This is a genomic window from Venatoribacter cucullus (assembly GCF_016132445.1).
GTDB classification, from domain to species: Bacteria; Pseudomonadota; Gammaproteobacteria; order Pseudomonadales; family Oceanobacteraceae; genus Venatoribacter; species Venatoribacter cucullus.
Genome location: NZ_CP046056.1, coordinates 382,297 through 399,965 on the forward strand (window position 1 = coordinate 382,297; position 17,669 = coordinate 399,965).

A 17,669-nucleotide genomic window follows, 5' to 3' on the forward strand; every position below is an offset into this window, starting at 1 on the left:
CAACGTCAGGGATCGGATCCCCCGGTCGCCGTGAGCTTAAAACCCGCGCCGGAATTGGTCACTTATTGCCCACCGGACCATAAGGCGGCGAAGTATGCCTTAATCACTTGCCCGATTCAACGTCACCTGAAGATTATCAATCAGGCGCGCCGGGCCCAGTACCGCAGCCCCCAGAATCACCAGTTCGCGGTCGGCGGCGGTGGCGGGTTGCAGATCCGCCTGGCGGCGCACTTCCAGATAATCAGTGACAAAACCACGACCATTCAGGCGCTCGGTGGCGCTGTTCAGCACACTGGCAATGGTCTCACCGGTCTGCAGCGCGGCGGCGATTTCCTGCAGCGTCTGATACAGGCCAATGGCCAGGGCGCGTTCCTGCTCGCTCAGGTAGCCATTGCGTGAACTCAGGGCCAGGCCATCGGCGGCGCGGGCGGTGGGGACCGGTACAATCTCAATGGGCATATTCAGGTCGGCCACCATCTTGCGGATCACGGCCACCTGCTGGAAATCTTTTTCGCCAAAGTAGGCGTTGTCGGGCTGTACCATATTGAACAGCTTGGTGACCACGGTGGACACGCCATCGAAGTGGCCGGGCCGGCTGGCACCGCACAGACCATCCGATACCACCGGCACCTGCACAATGCTCTGGCCCTGCTGGCCGTTGGGGTACATTTCGTCCACATCCGGCGCGAACAATACATCGCAGCCGGCGGCGCTCAGCCGGGCCTGATCATCCGGCAGGGTGCGCGGATAACGGGCCAGGTCGTTTTTATCGTTGAACTGCAGCGGGTTCACAAAAATGCTGGCCACGGTAAAACACTGGTCGCCACGGGCGCGGTCGATCAGGCTGATATGGCCGTCGTGCAGGTTGCCCATGGTCGGCACAAAGCCAATACGGCGGCCGCTGGTGCGGGCGTTACGGACGTGCTCACGCAGTTCGCGGATGGTATGAACAGTAATCATGCGGAAAACCCATGTTCGGCGGCCGGGAACTGGCCGGATTTCACCTCGGCAACGTAGGCGGCAAAGGCTTGCTGAATGTTGCGGCCGTCGGTAAGAAAATTTTTCACAAACTTGGCCGGGCGGGGATTCAGGCCCAGCATATCGTGCATCACCAATACCTGGGCGTCGGTACCGGCGCCGGCGCCAATGCCGACTACCGGCACGCTGACCGCGGCGGTGATGCGGTTGGCCAGTTCATTCGGTACGCATTCGAGCAGAATCATATCCGCACCGGCGTTGGCCAGGGCGATGGCGTGTTCCACCATGGCATCGGCTTTATCCTGTTCGCGGCCCTGCACCCGGTAGCCGCCGAATTTATTCACTGACTGCGGGGTTAAGCCCAGATGCGCACACACCGGCACGCCCTGCCGGGACAGCGATTCGATCAGCGGAATCAGCCAGGAGTCGCCTTCCAGTTTCAGAATATGGGCACCGGCCTGCATCACCAGCCGCGCACTCTCCAGACCCTGTTCAACCGTGCCGTGGCTCATAAAGGGCAGGTCGGTCATGATCAGCGCCGGGCGCTGGGCGCGGCGGTTGCCACGGGCGACGTTGGCGGTGTGGTAGGCCATGTCAGCCACGGTCACCGGCAAGGTGCTGTCGTGGCCCTGAATCATATTGCCCAGGGAGTCGCCGACCAGCAGCACTTCCACGCCGGCATCGGCAGCCTGTTGCGCAAAGGTGGCATCGTAGGCGGTCAGCATGGAAAATTTTTCCTGCTGCTTCATGGCCTGTAACGAACGGATACTGATGGCGCTCATAACGGTTCTCCGGTTGGCGGTCGTCTGCAGCGTACGGGGCGTCAGACGGTCAGATATTGGGGCGTATGGTGCGGATTGGCGCTGATAAGTCAACCTTCCGGCCGCGACAGCGGGGCAATGCGGACCAGCTCACCACCGAACGTCGGGGTCAGACTGGCCAGCGCCGTGCCATCGGGCAGCTGTAAATCCGGGTTGAGTTCGCGCAGCGGCTCGACCACAAAACTGCGGTTGTTCAGTTCGTGATGGGGAATGTTGAGGCGTTCGCTGCGCATTGTGGTGTTGCCGTACAGCAGCAGGTCAAGGTCGATACAACGCTCGCCCCAGTGGCGGCGTTTGATCCTTCCTTGCTGTTGTTCCTGCGCCTGCAGGGCATCCAGCAGCGCCAGTGGTTCAAGCTGGGTGTCCAGTTCAGCCACGGCGTTCAGATAATCGGGCTGATCCTGCGGCCCCAGTGGCTTGCTGCCATACAGGGATGAGACGCGCAGCAACCGGCAGTGCGGCAGCCGCGCTAAGGCCTGCAAGGCCGTACGGATTTGTGCCGCCGGATCGTCCAGATTGGCGCCGAGGCCGATATAGCAACGGGTTGTTTCAGCCATGCCGGGCTCAGAGGTCGGCAGGCCGGCGGTTGCGGTTACGCGGAGCGCGCCGGCGGCGTTTGCGTGGTGCATCGTTGTAGTCGTCGCTGGCCGGTTGTTCGTCGTCCCCGGCACGGGCCGGGCGACTGCCTACCAAGCCTGGATGCTGTTCCTGTAAGTCTGTCCAGAATTTGCCGATGCCGCTCAGGTTTTCGCCGGATTGCTCACGCAGCAGCACGAAATCGTAGGCGGCGCGGAAACGCGGATGGGTCAGCAGTTCCACACAGCGGCGGCTCTGGGTTTTTGCCAGCCGCGGCTGCAGTTCCCATATTTCGCGCATCGGAATGGAGAAACGCTTGGGAATGGCGGTGGCCTGAATCTGTTGCGACAGCACGCGGTCGGCGGCTTTCTGCAGCGCCGGATGCGGCGGCAGGCCGCGCTGTTCAAATTCGCGCTGGGTACGCACCAGCGCCGGCCACAGCAATGAGGCCATAAAGAAGTAAGGGGTTACCGATTTACCGGCGCGGATGCGCTCATCGGTGTTACGCATGGTGTTTTCGGCCATGGTCAGCGCCTGCGGATCATCGCGCATGCATTGCTCGGCCAACGGAAACAGGTGGCCGAATAACTGGTATTCGCGCAGCAGGCGCAGGGTGTCCAGCGCCTGGCCGTGCAGGAACAGCTTTAACACTTCTTCAAACAGGCGCGCCGGCGGAATCTGCTGCAGCAGCGGTGCCAGTACCGGAATGGGCTCGGCGGTGCGGGCTTCAATGCTGAAACCCAGCTTGGCGGCAAAGCGGATGGCGCGCAGCATACGCACCGGGTCTTCGCGGTAACGGGTTTCCGGGTCACCAATCAGGCGCAGGCGGCGGTTCTGTAAATCATCCCAGCCACCGGCATAAGCGTGCACGCTGTAATCAGCAATGTTGTAGTACAGGGCGTTAACGGTGAAGTCACGCCGGATGGCGTCTTCGTCTTTATTACCGTAGACGTTGTCGCGCAGGATCATGCCCTGATCGCCTTTGGCGGCCACCTTGGTGGAATGTTCGTCGGTCGGTGGCGCCCGGAAGGTGGCCACTTCAATCACGTCGCGGCCAAACACCACATGCACCAGCTTGAAACGGCGGCCGATTAAGCGGGAGTTACGGAACAGCTGATTCACCTGTTCCGGCGTGGCGTCGGTGGCCACATCGAAATCTTTCGGGTTCAGGCCCAGCAGGGTGTCACGGACACCGCCACCGACCAGCAGCGCCTGATAGCCGGCCTTATTCAGGCGGTACAGCACCTTCAGGGCGTTTTCACTGAGGTTGCTGCGGCTGATGCTGTGCTCATCACGGGGCACGATGGTAAGCAGGGCCTTGGCGGCTTTTTTCTTTTTGCCGAACAGGCTGAATACAGATTTGATCAAATTGGCTGGCCGTTTCACGGAAATAGAGTTCATGGGTTGAACAAACAAGCAGCGGAGTGTAACGGTTCAATGCCGACAAATAAACGCCCGGCATTAAGACCAGGCTCAGGGTTTATTCCCGGCCATAAAAACAAAAAGCCGCAGATGCGGCTTTTATGCAGTGGATCCCTGTTGTTCTTGCGTCATTCCCGTTGCGTTCATTCCCCTGCGGAACCGGCTCTGATGAGTAAACAGGCTGCTGCCTTTATTGTTGTTATTTTCACAGCGCAAGCTGTGCACTCATTACAGCTGATTCCTGGCCGCCCCTTTTATTATTGTTGTGGTCGGGTCGGTAACACTGGCTGGTATTTATTTTTATTGTTCAGCCATTGGGCAGTGAACGTTTTTTATTTTTATTGTTCGTCGCTGCCTTGTGTCTGTAATAAAGCAGATGCCGTGCCAGTTTTTATAAAGCCTTTAAAATCAACGGGTTGTGTTTTTATTGGGAGGGTTGTTACCGGGAGTTAAGACTAAAGTGTTACCGAACTGCCCGTTACCGGTAACATTTTTCGTGACACAAGGTAACAGTGTGTAACGGGGTGGGCGTATTGCGCCGGTGATGTCACCGCACAAGCGGCGTTACCAGTGCAACCAGTCACCATCCAGATGGGTCTGCACACCAAAGACAGCGGCTACCTGTGCTGCCGTCAGCACCTCTCGCGGCTTGCCGTCAGCGACCAGCCGTCCGCAGCACAGTAGTAACACCCGGTCGGCGTGGCGGCGGGCCAGATTCAGATCGTGGGCAACCATCAGCACGGCCTTGCCGGCGCCGGCGGTGGCGCGCAGTTGTTGCAGGCACTGTTGCTGGTGGCGCAGGTCCAGGGCTGACAGTGGTTCATCCAGCAGCCATAAGCGGCTGGGTGGCGCCTGCATCTGTAACCAGCTGCGCGCCAGCTGGCAACGTTGCTGCTCGCCACCGGACAATAAGCGCACATCGCGGTCGGCCAGCCAGTGAATATCCCAGCGCTCCAGTGCCTCCTGTACCTGCCGGCGCAGCGTCACCACGGAATGACTGTGTGGCAGGGCGCCCAGCTGCACCACTTCGCGCACACTGAGCGGAAAATTCAGCGGGCTCAGCTGTGGCAGATACGCCAGCGCCTGCGCCCAGTCCTGATGGCGCCACTCAGCAGTTGCCTGGCCTTGTAGGTGAATACTGCCGCGGCTGGGTGGCTGTACACCGGCCAGCCGCTGCAATAGCGTGGACTTGCCGGCACCGTTGGGGCCGACCAGCATGACCAGCTCACCGGTCTGAATATCCAGATTGATATCATCGACGATGGCGGCGCCGCCGCGTTCGACGGTTAAGTGACGGGTTTGCAGTAAGCTCATTGCCAACGCCTCTTTTCCCGTACCAGCAGGGCGATAAACACCGGCGCGCCTAACAGGGTGGTGACAATACCAATGGGAATTTCGGCCGGGGCAATCAGACTGCGTGCCAGGGTATCGGCGGCCAGCAGCAAGCAGCCACCCAGCACCACCGCCAGCGGTAACACCCGCCGGTGGGCAGCGCCGGTAAGCAGCCGTGCCAGGTGTGGGCTGATCAGGCCGATAAAACCGATGATGCCGCAGGCGGCGACGGTCACCGCCACCAATAATGCTACGGAGACCACCACCTGCCATTGCAGGCGTGGCACATCAATGCCCAGTGAGCGGGCTTCGACTTCGCCCAGTAACAAGGCATCCAGCTGGCGCAGACGACGCGGCCAGAACCACAGCGCCAGCAGCAGGACGACGGTTAATAAGCCAACCCACAGCCAGCTGGCTCCGGCCAGGCTGCCGAGTGACCAGAAGGTGATCTGGCGCAGGGCGTTATCGGTGGCCAGATAGGACAACAAACCAATAATGGCGCCGGCCAGCACGCTGACGGCAATACCGGCCAGAATCAGAAAACTCATGGCGTGCAGGGAATTGCCCTGCTGGCCTAACCGCAACACGATCAGTAGCGCCAGCATGGCGCCCATAAACGCGGCGAGCGGCTGGAGCCACAGCGGCAGTAATAAACCCGTGCCGCCCAGCCACAGCACCAGCGCCGCCCCCACGGCGGCACCGCCGGATACACCGATTAACCCGGGGTCGGCCAGCGGGTTGCGCACCATGCCCTGAATCAGCACGCCGGCCCAGGCCAGCAGGGCTCCCACCAGAAAGGCCAGCAGCGCCCGCGGCAGGCGCAGTTGCCACAATACGGTCTGGCCCATGTCGCTGTGCAGCAGCCAGCCGGGGTTCTGACTGCCACTGAACAGCGCCAGCGCCAGCAGCGGCGGCGGTAGCAGCACAGAAAGCAGCAGGATATGCTGGCGGCCAAACAGAAAGGGCGTTTTCAAACACAGATACCGGGGGCAACGAGGAATGCGGGCATTGTGCCACAGTGACCTGATAGCGGAAGGGCAAAGCAAAGGTTTTGAGCGGGATGGCGTGCGCTTATTTGCGGTGCGCAAACAGGGCAAGCTGTACGCTTACCGCAATGAGTGCCCGCACCTGGGTATTAATCTGGAGTGGCTGGACGATCAGTTTCTGGATGCCGACGGCTGTTTAATTCAGTGCGCCATGCACGGCGCACTGTTTTTAATTGAGGATGGCCAGTGTATTTCCGGCCCCTGTCAGGGGCAGGCGTTGCAGGCCGTGCCTTGTGAAGAACGCGATGGTAAGGTGTGGGTGGCGCTGTAGTGGTCACACATCGACAGCGCAGCACACCATCTGAACATTACTGCTGCAATTCCTGCACTTTTTCTTTCACGACCGCTTTGCCATCCTGCAGTGCGTCTTTACCTTGCTCCAGTAATAGCGGGGCTTTTTCCTGCACGGTGTCTTTGCCCTGCTGCAGCAGTTTGCTGCCGCTGGCTTTGGCGTTATCGACCATGGCTTTGGAAGCAAAAGGATTGCTGAACAGGTCGTTGCCCTGACCGAGGTTCATGCCCAGCCAACCGCCCAGACCAAAACCCAGCACAAACACCAGTAACAGTAATTTCATAACAACTCCTCAGGGATTATTCGATAACAACGGGCAGCGGCTGCGACAGCGTCATGCCGGCTTGCTGGTCAGCATGAGCAAAATCGACCCCGAACGCCAGCACCTCAACACCAGCCGCCGCCGCTTGCGCCAGCGCCCGGGCATAGGCCGGGTCGATATCGGCGGCGGCCTGTACGCGGTTGATGCCTTCATGGGGTACGCAGAATAACAACAGTGCCCGCTCACCACCGGCGACGGTGGCTATTAACCGTTGCAAATGCTTCAGCCCGCGCGCGGTGACGGCGTCGGGAAAGCGCCCCAGGCCGGGCTGAACCGCGCTCAGGTCGTTCAGCAGAGTAACGGATTTTACTTCCACCCAGATATCCGGCTGATCAGCGTGGCTGTGCAGCCGGAAATCCAGCCGGCCATCCTCTACTTTGGGTTCCCGCTGCAGCTGATACCCCAGCGTCAGCGATGCCAGTGGACCGTGCCCGGCCAGCCCCTGCTGCAGCGCTTCCTGCACCAACTGATTAGGACGGGCGGTGTTGATGCAGGCGCGCCAGCGTCCGGCAACTTCCACCCATTCCCAGCTGTAGCGCAGTTTGCGTTTCGGGTCGGCGCTGTCGCGCAGCCACACCCGGCTGCCCGGTTCGGCGCAGTGCAGCATGGAGCCGGTATTAGCGCAGTGAGCGGTTACTTCGCGGCCATCGTCCAGCCGCACATCGGCCAGAAAACGCTTATAGCGCTGCAGTAAGCGCCCACTGACCAGCGGCGAATCGTAAATCACAGCCAGTCCCGCAGCCGCTGCACAGCTTCCTGCAGGCGTTCCAGCCGGGTAGTGAAGGCAAAGCGTACGTGTGATCCCGCTTCATGTGCCCCGAAATCAACCCCGGGGGTAATGGCCACGCCGGTTTCTTCCAGCACCCGTGCACACCAGTTCAGACTGTCCTGGGTGAAGGCACTGGCGTCGGCGTAAATATAGAAGGCACCATCGGGGGCCACCGGCAGGCGGAAGCCCAGCTCCGGCAATGCCTGCAGTAAGTACTCACGGCGTTGCGCCAGTTCCTGCCGGCGCGCTTCCAGAATGGCCATACTGTCCGGCTCAAAGGCCGCCAGTGCAGCATATTGAGCGGGTGTCGGCGGCGCCAGAAACAGGTTCTGCGCCAGCGTATCCAGTACCGGTACCCAGTGTTCCGGCACCACCGCCCAGCCCAGGCGCCAACCGGTCATGCCGAAGAATTTGGAAAAGCTGTTCAGCACCACGGCATCGTCGGCCACCGACAACACCGTATGCGCCGGGCCGCTGTAGTTCAGGCCCTGATAAATTTCGTCCACCCACAGCTCGCCATCCTGTTCACGCACTGCCGCTGCCAGCTCCGCCAGCTCCTGCGGGGTTAATACGGTGCCGGTCGGATTGGCCGGTGAGGCCACCAGGGCGGCGCGGGTGCCGGGCTGCCAGTGCTGGCGCACATCGGCGGCGGTGAGCTGATATTTCTGCCCGGCGCTACAGGGCACTAACTGGCCGTGCGCTTCCATGATGCGGGCAAAATGCCGGTTGCAGGGGTAGCCGGGATCAGCCAGTAACAGCTGGTCACCGGGGTTCAGGCGGGCGGCGGTCAGCAACAATAAAGCGCCTGAAGCGCCGGGCGTCAGCACAATACGCTGTGGGCTGACGGTGATGCCAAAGCGGTCGCGGTAATAATCACTCAGCTTCTGGCGCAGGGCGGGTAAGCCCAGTGCGGGTGTGTAACCGGTTTTGCCGGCCTGCATGGCGGCAATGGCGGCGTCGATCATGGGTTGCGGCGTAGGAAAGTCGGGTTCGCCCACTTCCAGATGAATAATGTCGCGGCCTTCGGCCTGCAGCGCCTGGGCACGGGCCAGAATGGCCATCACCTGAAAGGGAGAGACGTCGGCACTGCGCTCGTTACCGCTGCGCTGGGTGGATAAAGAAGAAGACTGCATGGCGGAATATCCGGATAAAAACCCCGGCATTGTGCCAGAAGGTGCGGGCGCGGCAACAAATCGCGGCGGAAACAGTTGGCACCTGCATGGTTCTCTGATAGTTTCCCCGCCTTATCATTTGGAGCCCCGGGATGCCAACTGTAAAAATCCCCGGGCGCATGGACCCGATTTCCGGTGTAAGCCGGTTTACCAGGTGAGGCAGTAAAGCGATGCCGCAAGACAATAAAGAATTTGCACTGTCCAATTTCACCCCTTATGAAATGGGCAAAAACGAAGAATACATGAGCGATGCTCAGCTGGAGCACTTTGCCCGCATCCTGCGCAACTGGAAGCAGGAACTGATGGAAGAAGTGGACCGCACCAAAGAGCATATGCAGACCGAGCTGAACAATTACGCCGATCCGAACGATCGCGCCAGCCAGGAAGAAGAGTTCAACCTGGAACTGCGCACCCGTGACCGTGAGCGTAAGCTGATCAAGAAAATCGAGAAAACCCTCGATCTGATCGATAAAGGCGATTACGGCTACTGCACCGCCTGTGGTGTGGAAATCGGTATCCGCCGCTTAGAAGCCCGTCCGACTGCCGATCTGTGCATCGACTGTAAGACACTGGCTGAAATCAAAGAAAAACAACTGGGCGTTTAAGCCCGGTCTGGTGCCGGCTTCTGGCCGGCACCGTCTCCTTCCGGTCACCTGACCATGTCTGCACCATCTCCTTATATTGGCCGTTTTGCCCCGTCGCCCACCGGGCCGCTGCACTTTGGTTCGCTGCTGGCGGCGCTGGCCAGTTATCTGGACGCCCGCGCCGTGCAGGGCCGCTGGCTGGTGCGGATAGAAGACCTGGATCCACCCCGGGAAGACCCGACCGCTGCGGCGCAGATTCTGCAAATTCTGGATGCCTACGGTCTGCATTGGGATGGCGAAGTGCGTTATCAGAGCTTGCGCAACGAGGCCTACCAGCAGTTTCTGGATGAATTGATTCAGGCTGGGCTGGCGTTTCCCTGCCAGTGTTCACGCAAACAGCTGGCCGGGTTGCCGCATCGCGGTAACTGCCACTGCAGCGCCAGCACCGACATCGCCTGGCGCTTTTTATGCCCGGATGGCCGTTACTGTTTTGATGACCGTCTGCAGGGGCACTGGTGCGAAGACTACGCCGCCGCGATCGGTGACTTTGTACTGAAACGCCGCGATGGCCCCTGGTCGTACCAGCTGGCGGTGGTTTGTGACGACATTGATCAGGGTGTTACCCACATCGTGCGTGGTATCGACCTGATCGACTCCACCGCCCGGCAGGCGCTGTTGTATCAGGCCGTCGGCGCGGCCTTGCCCGGCTATGCCCATATTCCGGTGGCGCTGGAGAGTAACGGCCAGAAGCTCAGCAAACAGAATCTGGCGCGGGCGCTGAATACCGAAGATATAGCCGGTACGCTGTTCACGGCGTTGCAGTGGCTACGGCAGCAACCGCCGGCGGAACTGCGCGGCAGCCATACTGAATTGCTGCGCTGGGCCGTGCAGCACTGGCAGCCGCAGGCCCTGCACGGGATGCAGGCGCTGCCGGCGCCGGCGGGTTTTCAGCGCTGACTTTTCTTTTTCATAACGGTGGCCAGCCCGTTGGGCTGGTTTAGCCGTCACTGCGTGACGGCTTATGCGGGGCTCCGCCCCCGCGCCCCGATTGCGAGGAACTTATCCTCGCGCTCCAGCTTTGCGCTGTATAGCACGTATTTCCTCATTCACCGTCATTGCCGACGGCCACGGATCGTAAGGCGCGTCGTGCGCCACGATCCTCGCCCGGTCCATCCGGGCGGGCCTGTCAATGTCAGTTCATTTCGGCGTGCTATAGGCGCGGATAAAACCGCAGCGGCTACGCCGGCAAGGTTTTTTGTGCGCTACGCGCAAAACAAAAAACAAAAGAAAATATCCGGCCGAAGGCCGCGAAAAAATGTTCAAGTTGCTGGGGTTGTTCCGGCCCATTCGTTCCAGCCCGACGTTTGGCAAAGCCAATAGCATCGTTTGGATGATTCCAAACGAGTGGCCAGGGGCATGGACAATTTTGTTGGAACAAAATTGAACAGCCGAAGGCTGGCCCGCAGGGCGAAAGGCAGGATGCCTGAAGTCTCCCCCTTGGCCGCGTATGCTCAATTGGTTTTGGTAAACGAGGATCAGCTGGAGCGCGGGCCAGAGGGGTTCGCAAGGGGATGCCTCCCCTTGCACTGGGGTGCAGGGGCGGAGCCCCGCATCAGGCCGCCAGCGGCGGCCTGTCCAGCGGCTGTAAGCCGCAAAAAGCAGCCACGCAGTGGCAGCTAAACCAGCCCGGCAGGGCTAGCGTACACAATGCAAAGCCAGCGGGCTGGCGTACACAAAGCACCCCGGCTGCGCCAGCGCCGAATTATGGTAATCTTGCCGCTTTCTCAACAAAGCGAACCTCCATGTACGATTACCGCCTGGGGCTGGCACTGCTGGTGGGCATTTATCTGTTTTCACCCATCATGATGGATTGGTGGCTGGATGGCGGCGGGGCCTGGTACCGCCCCTTTGCCATCTGGCTGCTGCTGATCGCTTTTTATATCTGGCTGAACCATAAGCGGGGCGACGATGAGCTTTAGTCTGGGGCAGCTGAGTTTTATCGTTCTCGGCTATTTGTTCGTCTTGTTTACCACCGCCTATGCGGTGGAACGTGGCTGGGTGCCGCGGCGCTGGGTGCGGCATCCGCTGGTGTATATTTTCTCGCTGGGTGTGTACGCCAGTGCCTGGGCGTTTTATGGCTCGGTGGGCATGGCCAGCCAGTATGGCTATGGCTTTCTGGCCTATTACCTGGGGATTGCCGGCGCCTTTGTGCTGTCGCCGGTGCTGCTGCGGCCGATTCTGCACATTACCCGTATTTATCAGCTCAGTTCGCTGGCCGATTTGCTGGCCTTCCGTTACCGCAGCCGGCTGGCCGGCATGCTGGTGTCGCTGTTTATGCTGGCAGTCGTGGTGCCGATGCTGACGCTGCAGATTTCCGCGGTGGCCGACACCCTGTATCTGCTGAATAACGAGCTATCGCTAACCACCCTGGCCTTTGGTTTCTGCGTGGTGATGGTGTTGTTTGCGGTGCTGTTCGGTGCCCGGCATGTGTCGCCGCGGGAAAAGCACGAAGGGCTGGTGTTTGCGCTGGCGTTTGAGTCGCTGGTGAAACTGCTGGCCATTCTGGTGCTGGGCGGGGTGGTGTTGCTGTCGGTATTTGCGCCGGCCGGCGGGCTGGAGCAGTGGCTGGTGGATCATCAGGAGTTGCTGACCAACCGGCAGCTGACGCTGCAGGAAGGTCCGTGGCGCACGTTGCTGCTGGTGTTTTTTGCCGCGGCGGTGGTGATGCCGCACATGTTTCACGTCACTTTCACCGAAAACCTCAACAGTGATGCGCTGAAACCGGCCAGCTGGGCCTTTCCGCTGTTTCTGCTGGCCATGGCCATGATGGTGCCGCCGATTCTGTGGGCCGGGGTCTATCTGAATGTGCAGACGCCGGCGGAGTATTTTGCCATTGGTATTGGCCTGCAGCTGCAGTCACCGGCGCTGGTGATTATTACCTTCCTCGGCGGACTGGCGGCGGCGTCCGGCATTATGATTGTGATGACGCTGGCCACGGCGGCCATGTTCCTCAATCATCTGGTTCTGCCTTTCCATAAGCCCAGCCCGCGCCACGATTTCTACCGCTGGTTGCTGTGGGTGCGGCGTGCGCTGATCGCCGGCATTCTGCTGCTGGCTTACTTCTTTTATGCCGCCATCGGTACCGGGCTGGATCTGAACCGGCTGGGCTTGCTGGCCTTTGTCGCCTCGCTGCAGTTTTTACCCGGGGTGCTGGGGTTGCTGTACTGGCCGCGCTCCAATCGTAAGGGTTTTTTGTCGGGACTGATCGCCGGCATTCTGGTCTGGACCTACAGCATGCTGCTGCCGTTTTCGGCCTACCGTATGGATTGGCAATTACCGCTGCCGTTGCCGGTGGTGGACGAAACCAACTGGCATCTGGCGGCCATTGCGGCCTTTGGCATCAATATGCTGCTGTTTGTGCTGGTCAGTCTGGTCAGCCGCCAGAAAGCCTCGGAAGTGTCCGCGGCGCAGGCCTGTTCGGTGGATACCCTGTCGCGTCCCAGCCGGCGGCCGCTGATTGCCGGCAACTCCAACGATGTGATTGTGGCGCTGAGCAAACCGCTGGGCCGTTATGTGGCTGAGCGTGAGGTGTATCAGGCACTGGCCGATCTGGATTTGCCTTCTTACGAAGACCGTCCTTATGCGCTGCGGCGGCTGCGGGCGCGGCTGGAAGCCAACCTGTCTGGCCTGATGGGGCCGACGGTGGCGCACGATATTGTCAGCCGTTATCTGCCGTTCCAGGAAAATGCCGAACTCAGTGAGGATATTTACCAGATTGAGCAACGGCTGGAAGGCTTCCATGACCGCCTCAGTGGTCTGGCCGGTGAGCTGGATAACCTGCGCCGTTATCACCGCCAAACGCTGGAGCGCCTGCCGATGGGGGTGTGTTCGCTGGCCGATGATGGCGAAATTCTGATGTGGAATCAGGCCATGACTGACCTGACCCAGATTCCGGCCCGGCAGGTAACCGGCTCGCATCTGAGCCGGTTGCCCCCGCCCTGGCAGAGTCTGCTGCAGGACTTCCTGCGAAACCGCGCCATGCATGAATATAAAAAACGGGTGGATATCGGCGCCCGGCCGCGCTGGTTCAGTCTGCACAAATCGGTGATCAAACCCAGCGGCGGTCAGCCCGGTGGTATTGTGCTGCTGATGGAAGATCAGACCGACACCCAGTTGCTGGAAGACGAACTGATGCACAGCGAACGGCTGGCGTCGATTGGTCGGTTGGCGGCTGGGGTAGCGCACGAAATCGGTAACCCGGTGACGGCCATTGATTGTCTGGCGCAGAACATGCGCTACGAAACCGAGAACCCCGAACTGCTGGAAATGGCCAACCAGATTCAGGAGCAGACCCGGCGGGTAACCCGTATTGTGCAGTCACTGATGAACTTTGCTCACGCCGGTCATCATTCCACCGAGCATGAGCCGGTGAATCTGGCCCACATTATTAACGAAGCCATGCAGCTGCTGCGCCTCAGCAAGCGCAGCCAGGATATTCAGTTTGAAAACCTGTGCGATGACAGCCTGTATTTACTGGGTGATGCCCAGCGGCTGGTGCAGGTGTTTGTGAACCTGCTCAGCAACGCCCGCGATGCCAGCCGCCCGGGCCAGACCATCCGGGTTGATGCTGAAGCCGACAAACATCAGCTGGTGGTGCGGGTGGTGGACGAAGGCCATGGTGTGCAGGCAGACAAACTGGACCGCATTTTTGAACCCTTCTTTACCACCAAAGATGTGGGCAAAGGCACCGGCCTGGGGCTGTCGCTGGTCTACAGCATTGTCGAAGAACACTATGGCCACATTGCCATCGAAAGCCCGGTCAGCAACGGCCGCGGAACTTGTGTTAAAGTCAGCCTTCCTCGTTACCACCCTGAACCTGTTACAGAATCATCGGAACCCGCTGCATGAGCCATATTCTGGTTGTTGAAGACGAAGCTATTATCCGCCAGTCGGTGTGTCGTTTGCTGCAACGCCATCAATACGATGTTACCGATGTCGATTCGCTGGATGCCGCCAAAGCCCATGACCTCAGCCGCTTTGATCTGATCATCAGTGATCTGCGCTTACCGGGAGGCATGGGCACCGAGCTGGTGGAACTGGCCGGCACTACGCCGGTACTTATTATGACCAGTTATGCCAGTCTGCGCTCAGCGGTGGATGCCATGAAAATGGGCGCCGTCGACTACATTGCCAAACCCTTTGACCATGAAGAAATGCTGCGGGCGGTGAAGCGTATCCTTACAGAGTCGCAGCTGGCACAGAAAGCGCCTACGCCGAAAGCCCTGCAGCAGGAAGTGAACCGCGAATACCCGCACAGCGGCATTATCGGCAGTTGTGAACCCATGTTGTTGCTGTTCAAAAAGATCAGCAAAGTCGCACCCACCGATGCCACCGTGCTGATTCTGGGTGAGTCCGGTACCGGTAAAGAACTGGTGGCCAGGGCGCTGCATAACCAAAGCCGTCGCGGTAAGGCCGAAATAATCTCGGTAAACTGTGCCGCCATTCCGCCAACCCTGATTGAATCGGAGCTGTTCGGTCATGAGAAAGGTGCTTTTACTGGTGCCAATGCCATGCGCCAGGGGCTGGTAGAAGCCGCCGATGGCAGCACGCTGTTCCTCGATGAAATCGGTGAGCTGCCGCTGGAAGCCCAGGCACGCCTGCTGCGGGTACTGCAGGAAGGTGAAATCCGCCGCGTTGGCTCGGTACAGAGCATCAAAGTGGATGTGCGCCTGGTTGCTGCCACGCACCGTAACCTGAAGGAAATGGCCCAGCGCGGCGAGTTCCGGGAAGATTTGTATTACCGCCTGAACGTGGTGGAACTGAGCCTGCCACCGCTGCGTGAGCGCGGTGACGATGTGGTGGAGATTGCCAACGCCATGCTGGCCCGGGCCTGCGAAAAAATGCAGCAACCGCCCATGCACTTTACCGCCGATGCGGTGCAGGCCATCCGCACCTACCAATGGCCTGGCAATGTGCGTGAGCTGGAAAATGCGGTGGAGCGGGCGGTGATTCTGGCCGATGACGACAGCATTCCGGCCGCTATTCTGGGCCTCGATTTATCGCCGGACCGTTATATCAGTACCAGCATGCGGGAAAACCTGGTGCAGCCGGAGCCTTACAGCAGTGCCGGTCAGCCGCAGCAGCAGGGTGATTTGTCGCTGGACGATTATTTTGTGCATTTTGTGCTGGAAAACGAACAGGCCATGACCGAAACCGAACTGGCACGCAAGCTGGGTATTTCCCGCAAGAGCCTGTGGGAACGGCGCCAGCGTTTGGGTATTCCCCGCCGCAAAGGCAACCGCTGAGGCGGTTGTAACCACCGGGCGGGTGTTACGGTAACAACCGCGGTAACACTTCCCCGCCCACTGAACGTTACCGGGCGCCACCAAAAGTAACACTTTCGTGACGATTGTCGGGGGTTCTTCTGATTTGGTTTTGTAATGTATTGATTTATAAGGAAATTAATTTTTCTGAAAAGTTGGCACAGCATTCGCTTTATAGAATACAAACCAATAAGAAATGCACCGGTAACAATAAAAATAACATTCAGGTGCAAGCGGCCAAACAATAAAAATAACAAACGGCCCTGAGTTCATAACAACAATAATAAGCCCCGACTCACTGACAGAAGATTGCTTAGCCCTCTGGCGAGGATTAAGCAATCTTCTTTCTTATCCGCTGTTCCCATCTGTTTTTGCCACTCTGTTTCTGTCCCCGTGTTTCTGACCTGCTGCTGTTCTGCTGCGCTGTCCTGCCGTTATTTTCCTGCGTAAAGCCAGCCGGGTAGCCATCGTCTGCATCAGTGGTTGTTGCTGCAGTGGCCGTTGCTGCGCGGGATAAAAAAAATGCCCCTCGGAGAGGGGCAAAGCAACCGTGATTAGCTTGATGAGAGAGTTCACCACCCCACCAGAGGCTGGTGGAGTACTGAGTACCGGCGCTATCGCTAACGCCGATATGCAAACGATATTGTTTCTCGTTTGCGTTGTCAATAATAATTCTCATTTAAATTGAATCCCGGCGCAAAAAAAAAGGGCCGCAAGGCGGCCCGGTTCTGCGCAGTGGGACAGCGGTCAGGCGTCGGTTTTATCGATCAGCTGCTGATTCAGGGTAATGATACGGCGCGCCAGGTTTTCGATCAGGTTCACGGCCGCCTGCGGCTGGGCTTCGATCAGCAGGATAAAATCTTTCTGCGGCACCGCCATAATGGTGCAGGGGGTACGGGCGATCACCGTGGCTGAGCGTGGTTCGCCGGTAAAAACGGCCATGGCGCCGAACACTTCCTCTTCGCCAATGTCGCCGACTTTCTGACCATCGACATACACATCGGCTTCGCCGCTGATGATGGTGTAAACATGGTCGGCAATGTCGCCCTGGCGGATAATGGTTTCACCGGCGGCGATATTCTGGAAACCGGCGGTCGGGCGGACCTGATCGCGGAACATATCGGCCAGATAATTCACCAGCAAGGCGTTCTGGCACACCAGCAGATGGCTCCAGTAATGCTGAAGGCGCTTATCGGCGTACACATGGCGCAGGAAGCGTTCGCGGTCAATGGGGATCAGCTCAACAAATTCATCGGTACGCAGCACCGGGCCCGGCATATTGAACGCCTGCAGAATACCGATTAAATCCCCTTCGTCGAAACTCACCAGATTCTGGCCATTTTTGCTCAGATACAGCACACCGTCCTGCACCAGAAACATTTGGTCACGATCAAAGTGGCTGTACAGGTCATCAATGCCTTCCAGGGTAATGGGGCTGGCGTTCAGCTCAAAACCGTCCAGTAACTCTTTGGTCAGTTGCGGTAGCCGCGCCAGTAACTTGTCCAGAGTTTCTGTTGGTTTGCCATTCAGATACATGCCTTCCCCCGTGGTGTGCCGCTATTGCTGTTATAAATGCAGACACGCAATGTAACGCAAAAGGCCGGCAGCTTGAACTGCCGGCCAGCGCAGAATAGCGGTTTTGTGCTGTGGGACAGGAATTGGCTGCCGCTGGCCTTACGGATGACGCAAACGGATACCGTGGGTAACGGACAGCAGAATTTCGGTGGCTGGGATCGCGACCGGAAAATAACAGCCACTGATCTTGGCGTCGGCGAGGCTGACACCATCCATCTGGCAGCTGCGGAAGTCGATACCACGCAGGTCGGCGCCGCGGAAATAGGCGTCAGTGAGGTCGGCCTCGGTCAGATTAATACCGCGCAGATCAAGCCCGCGTAAATCGCAGCCACGCAGATCGCAGGGCGTGCCGCTGGCGCGGGCCTGATTAAATCCCGCAACATTGTCGTGCCGCAGCATCTGATAAAGCGGATCCTGGCTGATAACCGGAGTTGCCATAACGATTCCTTCTGAAATT

19 protein-coding genes are annotated in these 17,669 nt (G+C 59.2%); 7 read left to right on the forward strand and 12 right to left on the reverse strand.

The window, feature by feature from the left end:
- Positions 1–99: 99 nt before the first annotated feature.
- From panC to pcnB, 4 genes are all read right to left on the reverse strand, one after another.
- Positions 100–960 carry a pantoate--beta-alanine ligase gene (gene panC / locus GJQ55_RS01910; protein WP_228345828.1) on the reverse strand — a complete coding sequence of 287 codons (861 nt, stop codon included), beginning with the start codon at positions 958–960 and terminating at the stop codon, positions 100–102.
- A complete protein-coding gene (gene panB / locus GJQ55_RS01915) occupies positions 957–1,760 on the reverse strand; it encodes a 3-methyl-2-oxobutanoate hydroxymethyltransferase (protein WP_228345829.1) in 804 nt (267 codons plus the stop codon). The genes panC and panB overlap by 4 nt, the downstream gene beginning before the upstream one ends.
- Before the next feature lie 89 nt (positions 1,761–1,849).
- Positions 1,850–2,356 (reverse strand): 2-amino-4-hydroxy-6-hydroxymethyldihydropteridine diphosphokinase, encoded by a 507-nt coding sequence (gene folK, locus GJQ55_RS01920; RefSeq protein WP_228345830.1) that lies wholly within the window; start codon positions 2,354–2,356, stop codon positions 1,850–1,852.
- 7 nt (positions 2,357–2,363) lie between these two features.
- Positions 2,364–3,743 (reverse strand): polynucleotide adenylyltransferase PcnB, encoded by a 1,380-nt coding sequence (pcnB, locus tag GJQ55_RS01925; RefSeq protein ID WP_420907150.1) that lies wholly within the window; start codon positions 3,741–3,743, stop codon positions 2,364–2,366.
- Positions 3,744–3,965: 222 nt separating this feature from the next.
- Here pcnB and GJQ55_RS01930 point away from each other — a divergent pair, with 222 nt between their 5' ends.
- On the forward strand, positions 3,966–4,250 hold the full coding sequence (locus GJQ55_RS01930; protein ID WP_228345831.1) for a hypothetical protein: 285 nt from the start codon (positions 3,966–3,968) through the stop codon (positions 4,248–4,250).
- Positions 4,251–4,361: 111 nt separating this feature from the next.
- Here GJQ55_RS01930 and GJQ55_RS01935 read toward each other — a convergent pair whose 3' ends face one another.
- Together GJQ55_RS01935 and GJQ55_RS01940 are read right to left on the reverse strand one after the other, a co-directional pair.
- Positions 4,362–5,111 carry a heme ABC transporter ATP-binding protein gene (locus tag GJQ55_RS01935; RefSeq protein WP_228345832.1) on the reverse strand — a complete coding sequence of 250 codons (750 nt, stop codon included), beginning with the start codon at positions 5,109–5,111 and terminating at the stop codon, positions 4,362–4,364.
- On the reverse strand, positions 5,108–6,103 hold the full coding sequence (locus GJQ55_RS01940) for a FecCD family ABC transporter permease (RefSeq protein ID WP_228345833.1): 996 nt from the start codon (positions 6,101–6,103) through the stop codon (positions 5,108–5,110). The genes GJQ55_RS01935 and GJQ55_RS01940 overlap by 4 nt, the downstream gene beginning before the upstream one ends.
- Positions 6,104–6,128: 25 nt before the next feature.
- Between GJQ55_RS01940 and GJQ55_RS01945 the strand changes: the two genes are divergently transcribed.
- On the forward strand, positions 6,129–6,446 hold the full coding sequence (locus tag GJQ55_RS01945) for a Rieske (2Fe-2S) protein (protein WP_228345834.1): 318 nt from the start codon (positions 6,129–6,131) through the stop codon (positions 6,444–6,446).
- 37 nt (positions 6,447–6,483) lie between these two features.
- Here the strand turns inward: GJQ55_RS01945 and GJQ55_RS01950 are convergent, their stop codons facing one another.
- Genes GJQ55_RS01950 through GJQ55_RS01960 form a run of 3 tightly spaced genes read right to left on the reverse strand, consistent with a single transcriptional unit; the run spans position 6,484 to position 8,691 of the window.
- A complete protein-coding gene (locus GJQ55_RS01950; protein WP_228345835.1) occupies positions 6,484–6,750 on the reverse strand; it encodes a hypothetical protein in 267 nt (88 codons plus the stop codon).
- Positions 6,751–6,766: 16 nt separating this feature from the next.
- Positions 6,767–7,516, reverse strand: a complete 750-nt coding sequence (gene sfsA / locus GJQ55_RS01955) for a DNA/RNA nuclease SfsA (protein WP_228345836.1) — start codon at positions 7,514–7,516, stop codon at positions 6,767–6,769.
- Positions 7,513–8,691: a pyridoxal phosphate-dependent aminotransferase gene (locus tag GJQ55_RS01960; RefSeq protein WP_228345837.1), complete on the reverse strand. Its 1,179-nt coding sequence runs from the start codon at positions 8,689–8,691 to the stop codon at positions 7,513–7,515. Before GJQ55_RS01960 ends, sfsA begins: the two co-directional genes overlap by 4 nt.
- 209 nt (positions 8,692–8,900) lie before the next feature.
- Between GJQ55_RS01960 and dksA the strand changes: the two genes are divergently transcribed.
- The 5 genes from dksA to GJQ55_RS01985 all read left to right on the forward strand — a co-directional run bounded on the left by dksA (position 8,901) and on the right by GJQ55_RS01985 (position 15,619).
- Entirely contained in the window at positions 8,901–9,335 is a 435-nt protein-coding gene (dksA, locus tag GJQ55_RS01965) for an RNA polymerase-binding protein DksA (RefSeq protein WP_228345838.1), read from the forward strand.
- A 54-nt stretch (positions 9,336–9,389) separates the two neighbouring features.
- Positions 9,390–10,271 (forward strand): tRNA glutamyl-Q(34) synthetase GluQRS, encoded by an 882-nt coding sequence (gluQRS, locus tag GJQ55_RS01970; protein ID WP_228345839.1) that lies wholly within the window; start codon positions 9,390–9,392, stop codon positions 10,269–10,271.
- An 845-nt stretch (positions 10,272–11,116) separates the two neighbouring features.
- A complete protein-coding gene (locus GJQ55_RS01975) occupies positions 11,117–11,293 on the forward strand; it encodes a hypothetical protein (protein WP_228345840.1) in 177 nt (58 codons plus the stop codon).
- Positions 11,283–14,222 (forward strand): sensor histidine kinase, encoded by a 2,940-nt coding sequence (locus GJQ55_RS01980; RefSeq protein WP_228345841.1) that lies wholly within the window; start codon positions 11,283–11,285, stop codon positions 14,220–14,222. Before GJQ55_RS01975 ends, GJQ55_RS01980 begins: the two co-directional genes overlap by 11 nt.
- Complete coding sequence (locus tag GJQ55_RS01985; RefSeq protein ID WP_228345842.1) at positions 14,219–15,619, forward strand: sigma-54-dependent transcriptional regulator; 1,401 nt, start codon at positions 14,219–14,221, stop codon at positions 15,617–15,619. The genes GJQ55_RS01980 and GJQ55_RS01985 overlap by 4 nt, the downstream gene beginning before the upstream one ends.
- A 349-nt stretch (positions 15,620–15,968) precedes the next feature.
- Here GJQ55_RS01985 and GJQ55_RS01990 read toward each other — a convergent pair whose 3' ends face one another.
- The 3 genes from GJQ55_RS01990 to GJQ55_RS02000 all read right to left on the reverse strand — a co-directional run bounded on the left by GJQ55_RS01990 (position 15,969) and on the right by GJQ55_RS02000 (position 17,650).
- Positions 15,969–16,316, reverse strand: a complete 348-nt coding sequence (locus tag GJQ55_RS01990) for a hypothetical protein (protein WP_228345843.1) — start codon at positions 16,314–16,316, stop codon at positions 15,969–15,971.
- A 68-nt stretch (positions 16,317–16,384) separates the two neighbouring features.
- Positions 16,385–17,173, reverse strand: a complete 789-nt coding sequence (locus tag GJQ55_RS01995; RefSeq protein WP_228345844.1) for a cyclic nucleotide-binding domain-containing protein — start codon at positions 17,171–17,173, stop codon at positions 16,385–16,387.
- A gap of 138 nt (positions 17,174–17,311) precedes the next feature.
- Positions 17,312–17,650 carry a pentapeptide repeat-containing protein gene (locus GJQ55_RS02000; protein ID WP_228345845.1) on the reverse strand — a complete coding sequence of 113 codons (339 nt, stop codon included), beginning with the start codon at positions 17,648–17,650 and terminating at the stop codon, positions 17,312–17,314.
- Between the last annotated feature and the right edge of the window lie 19 nt (positions 17,651–17,669).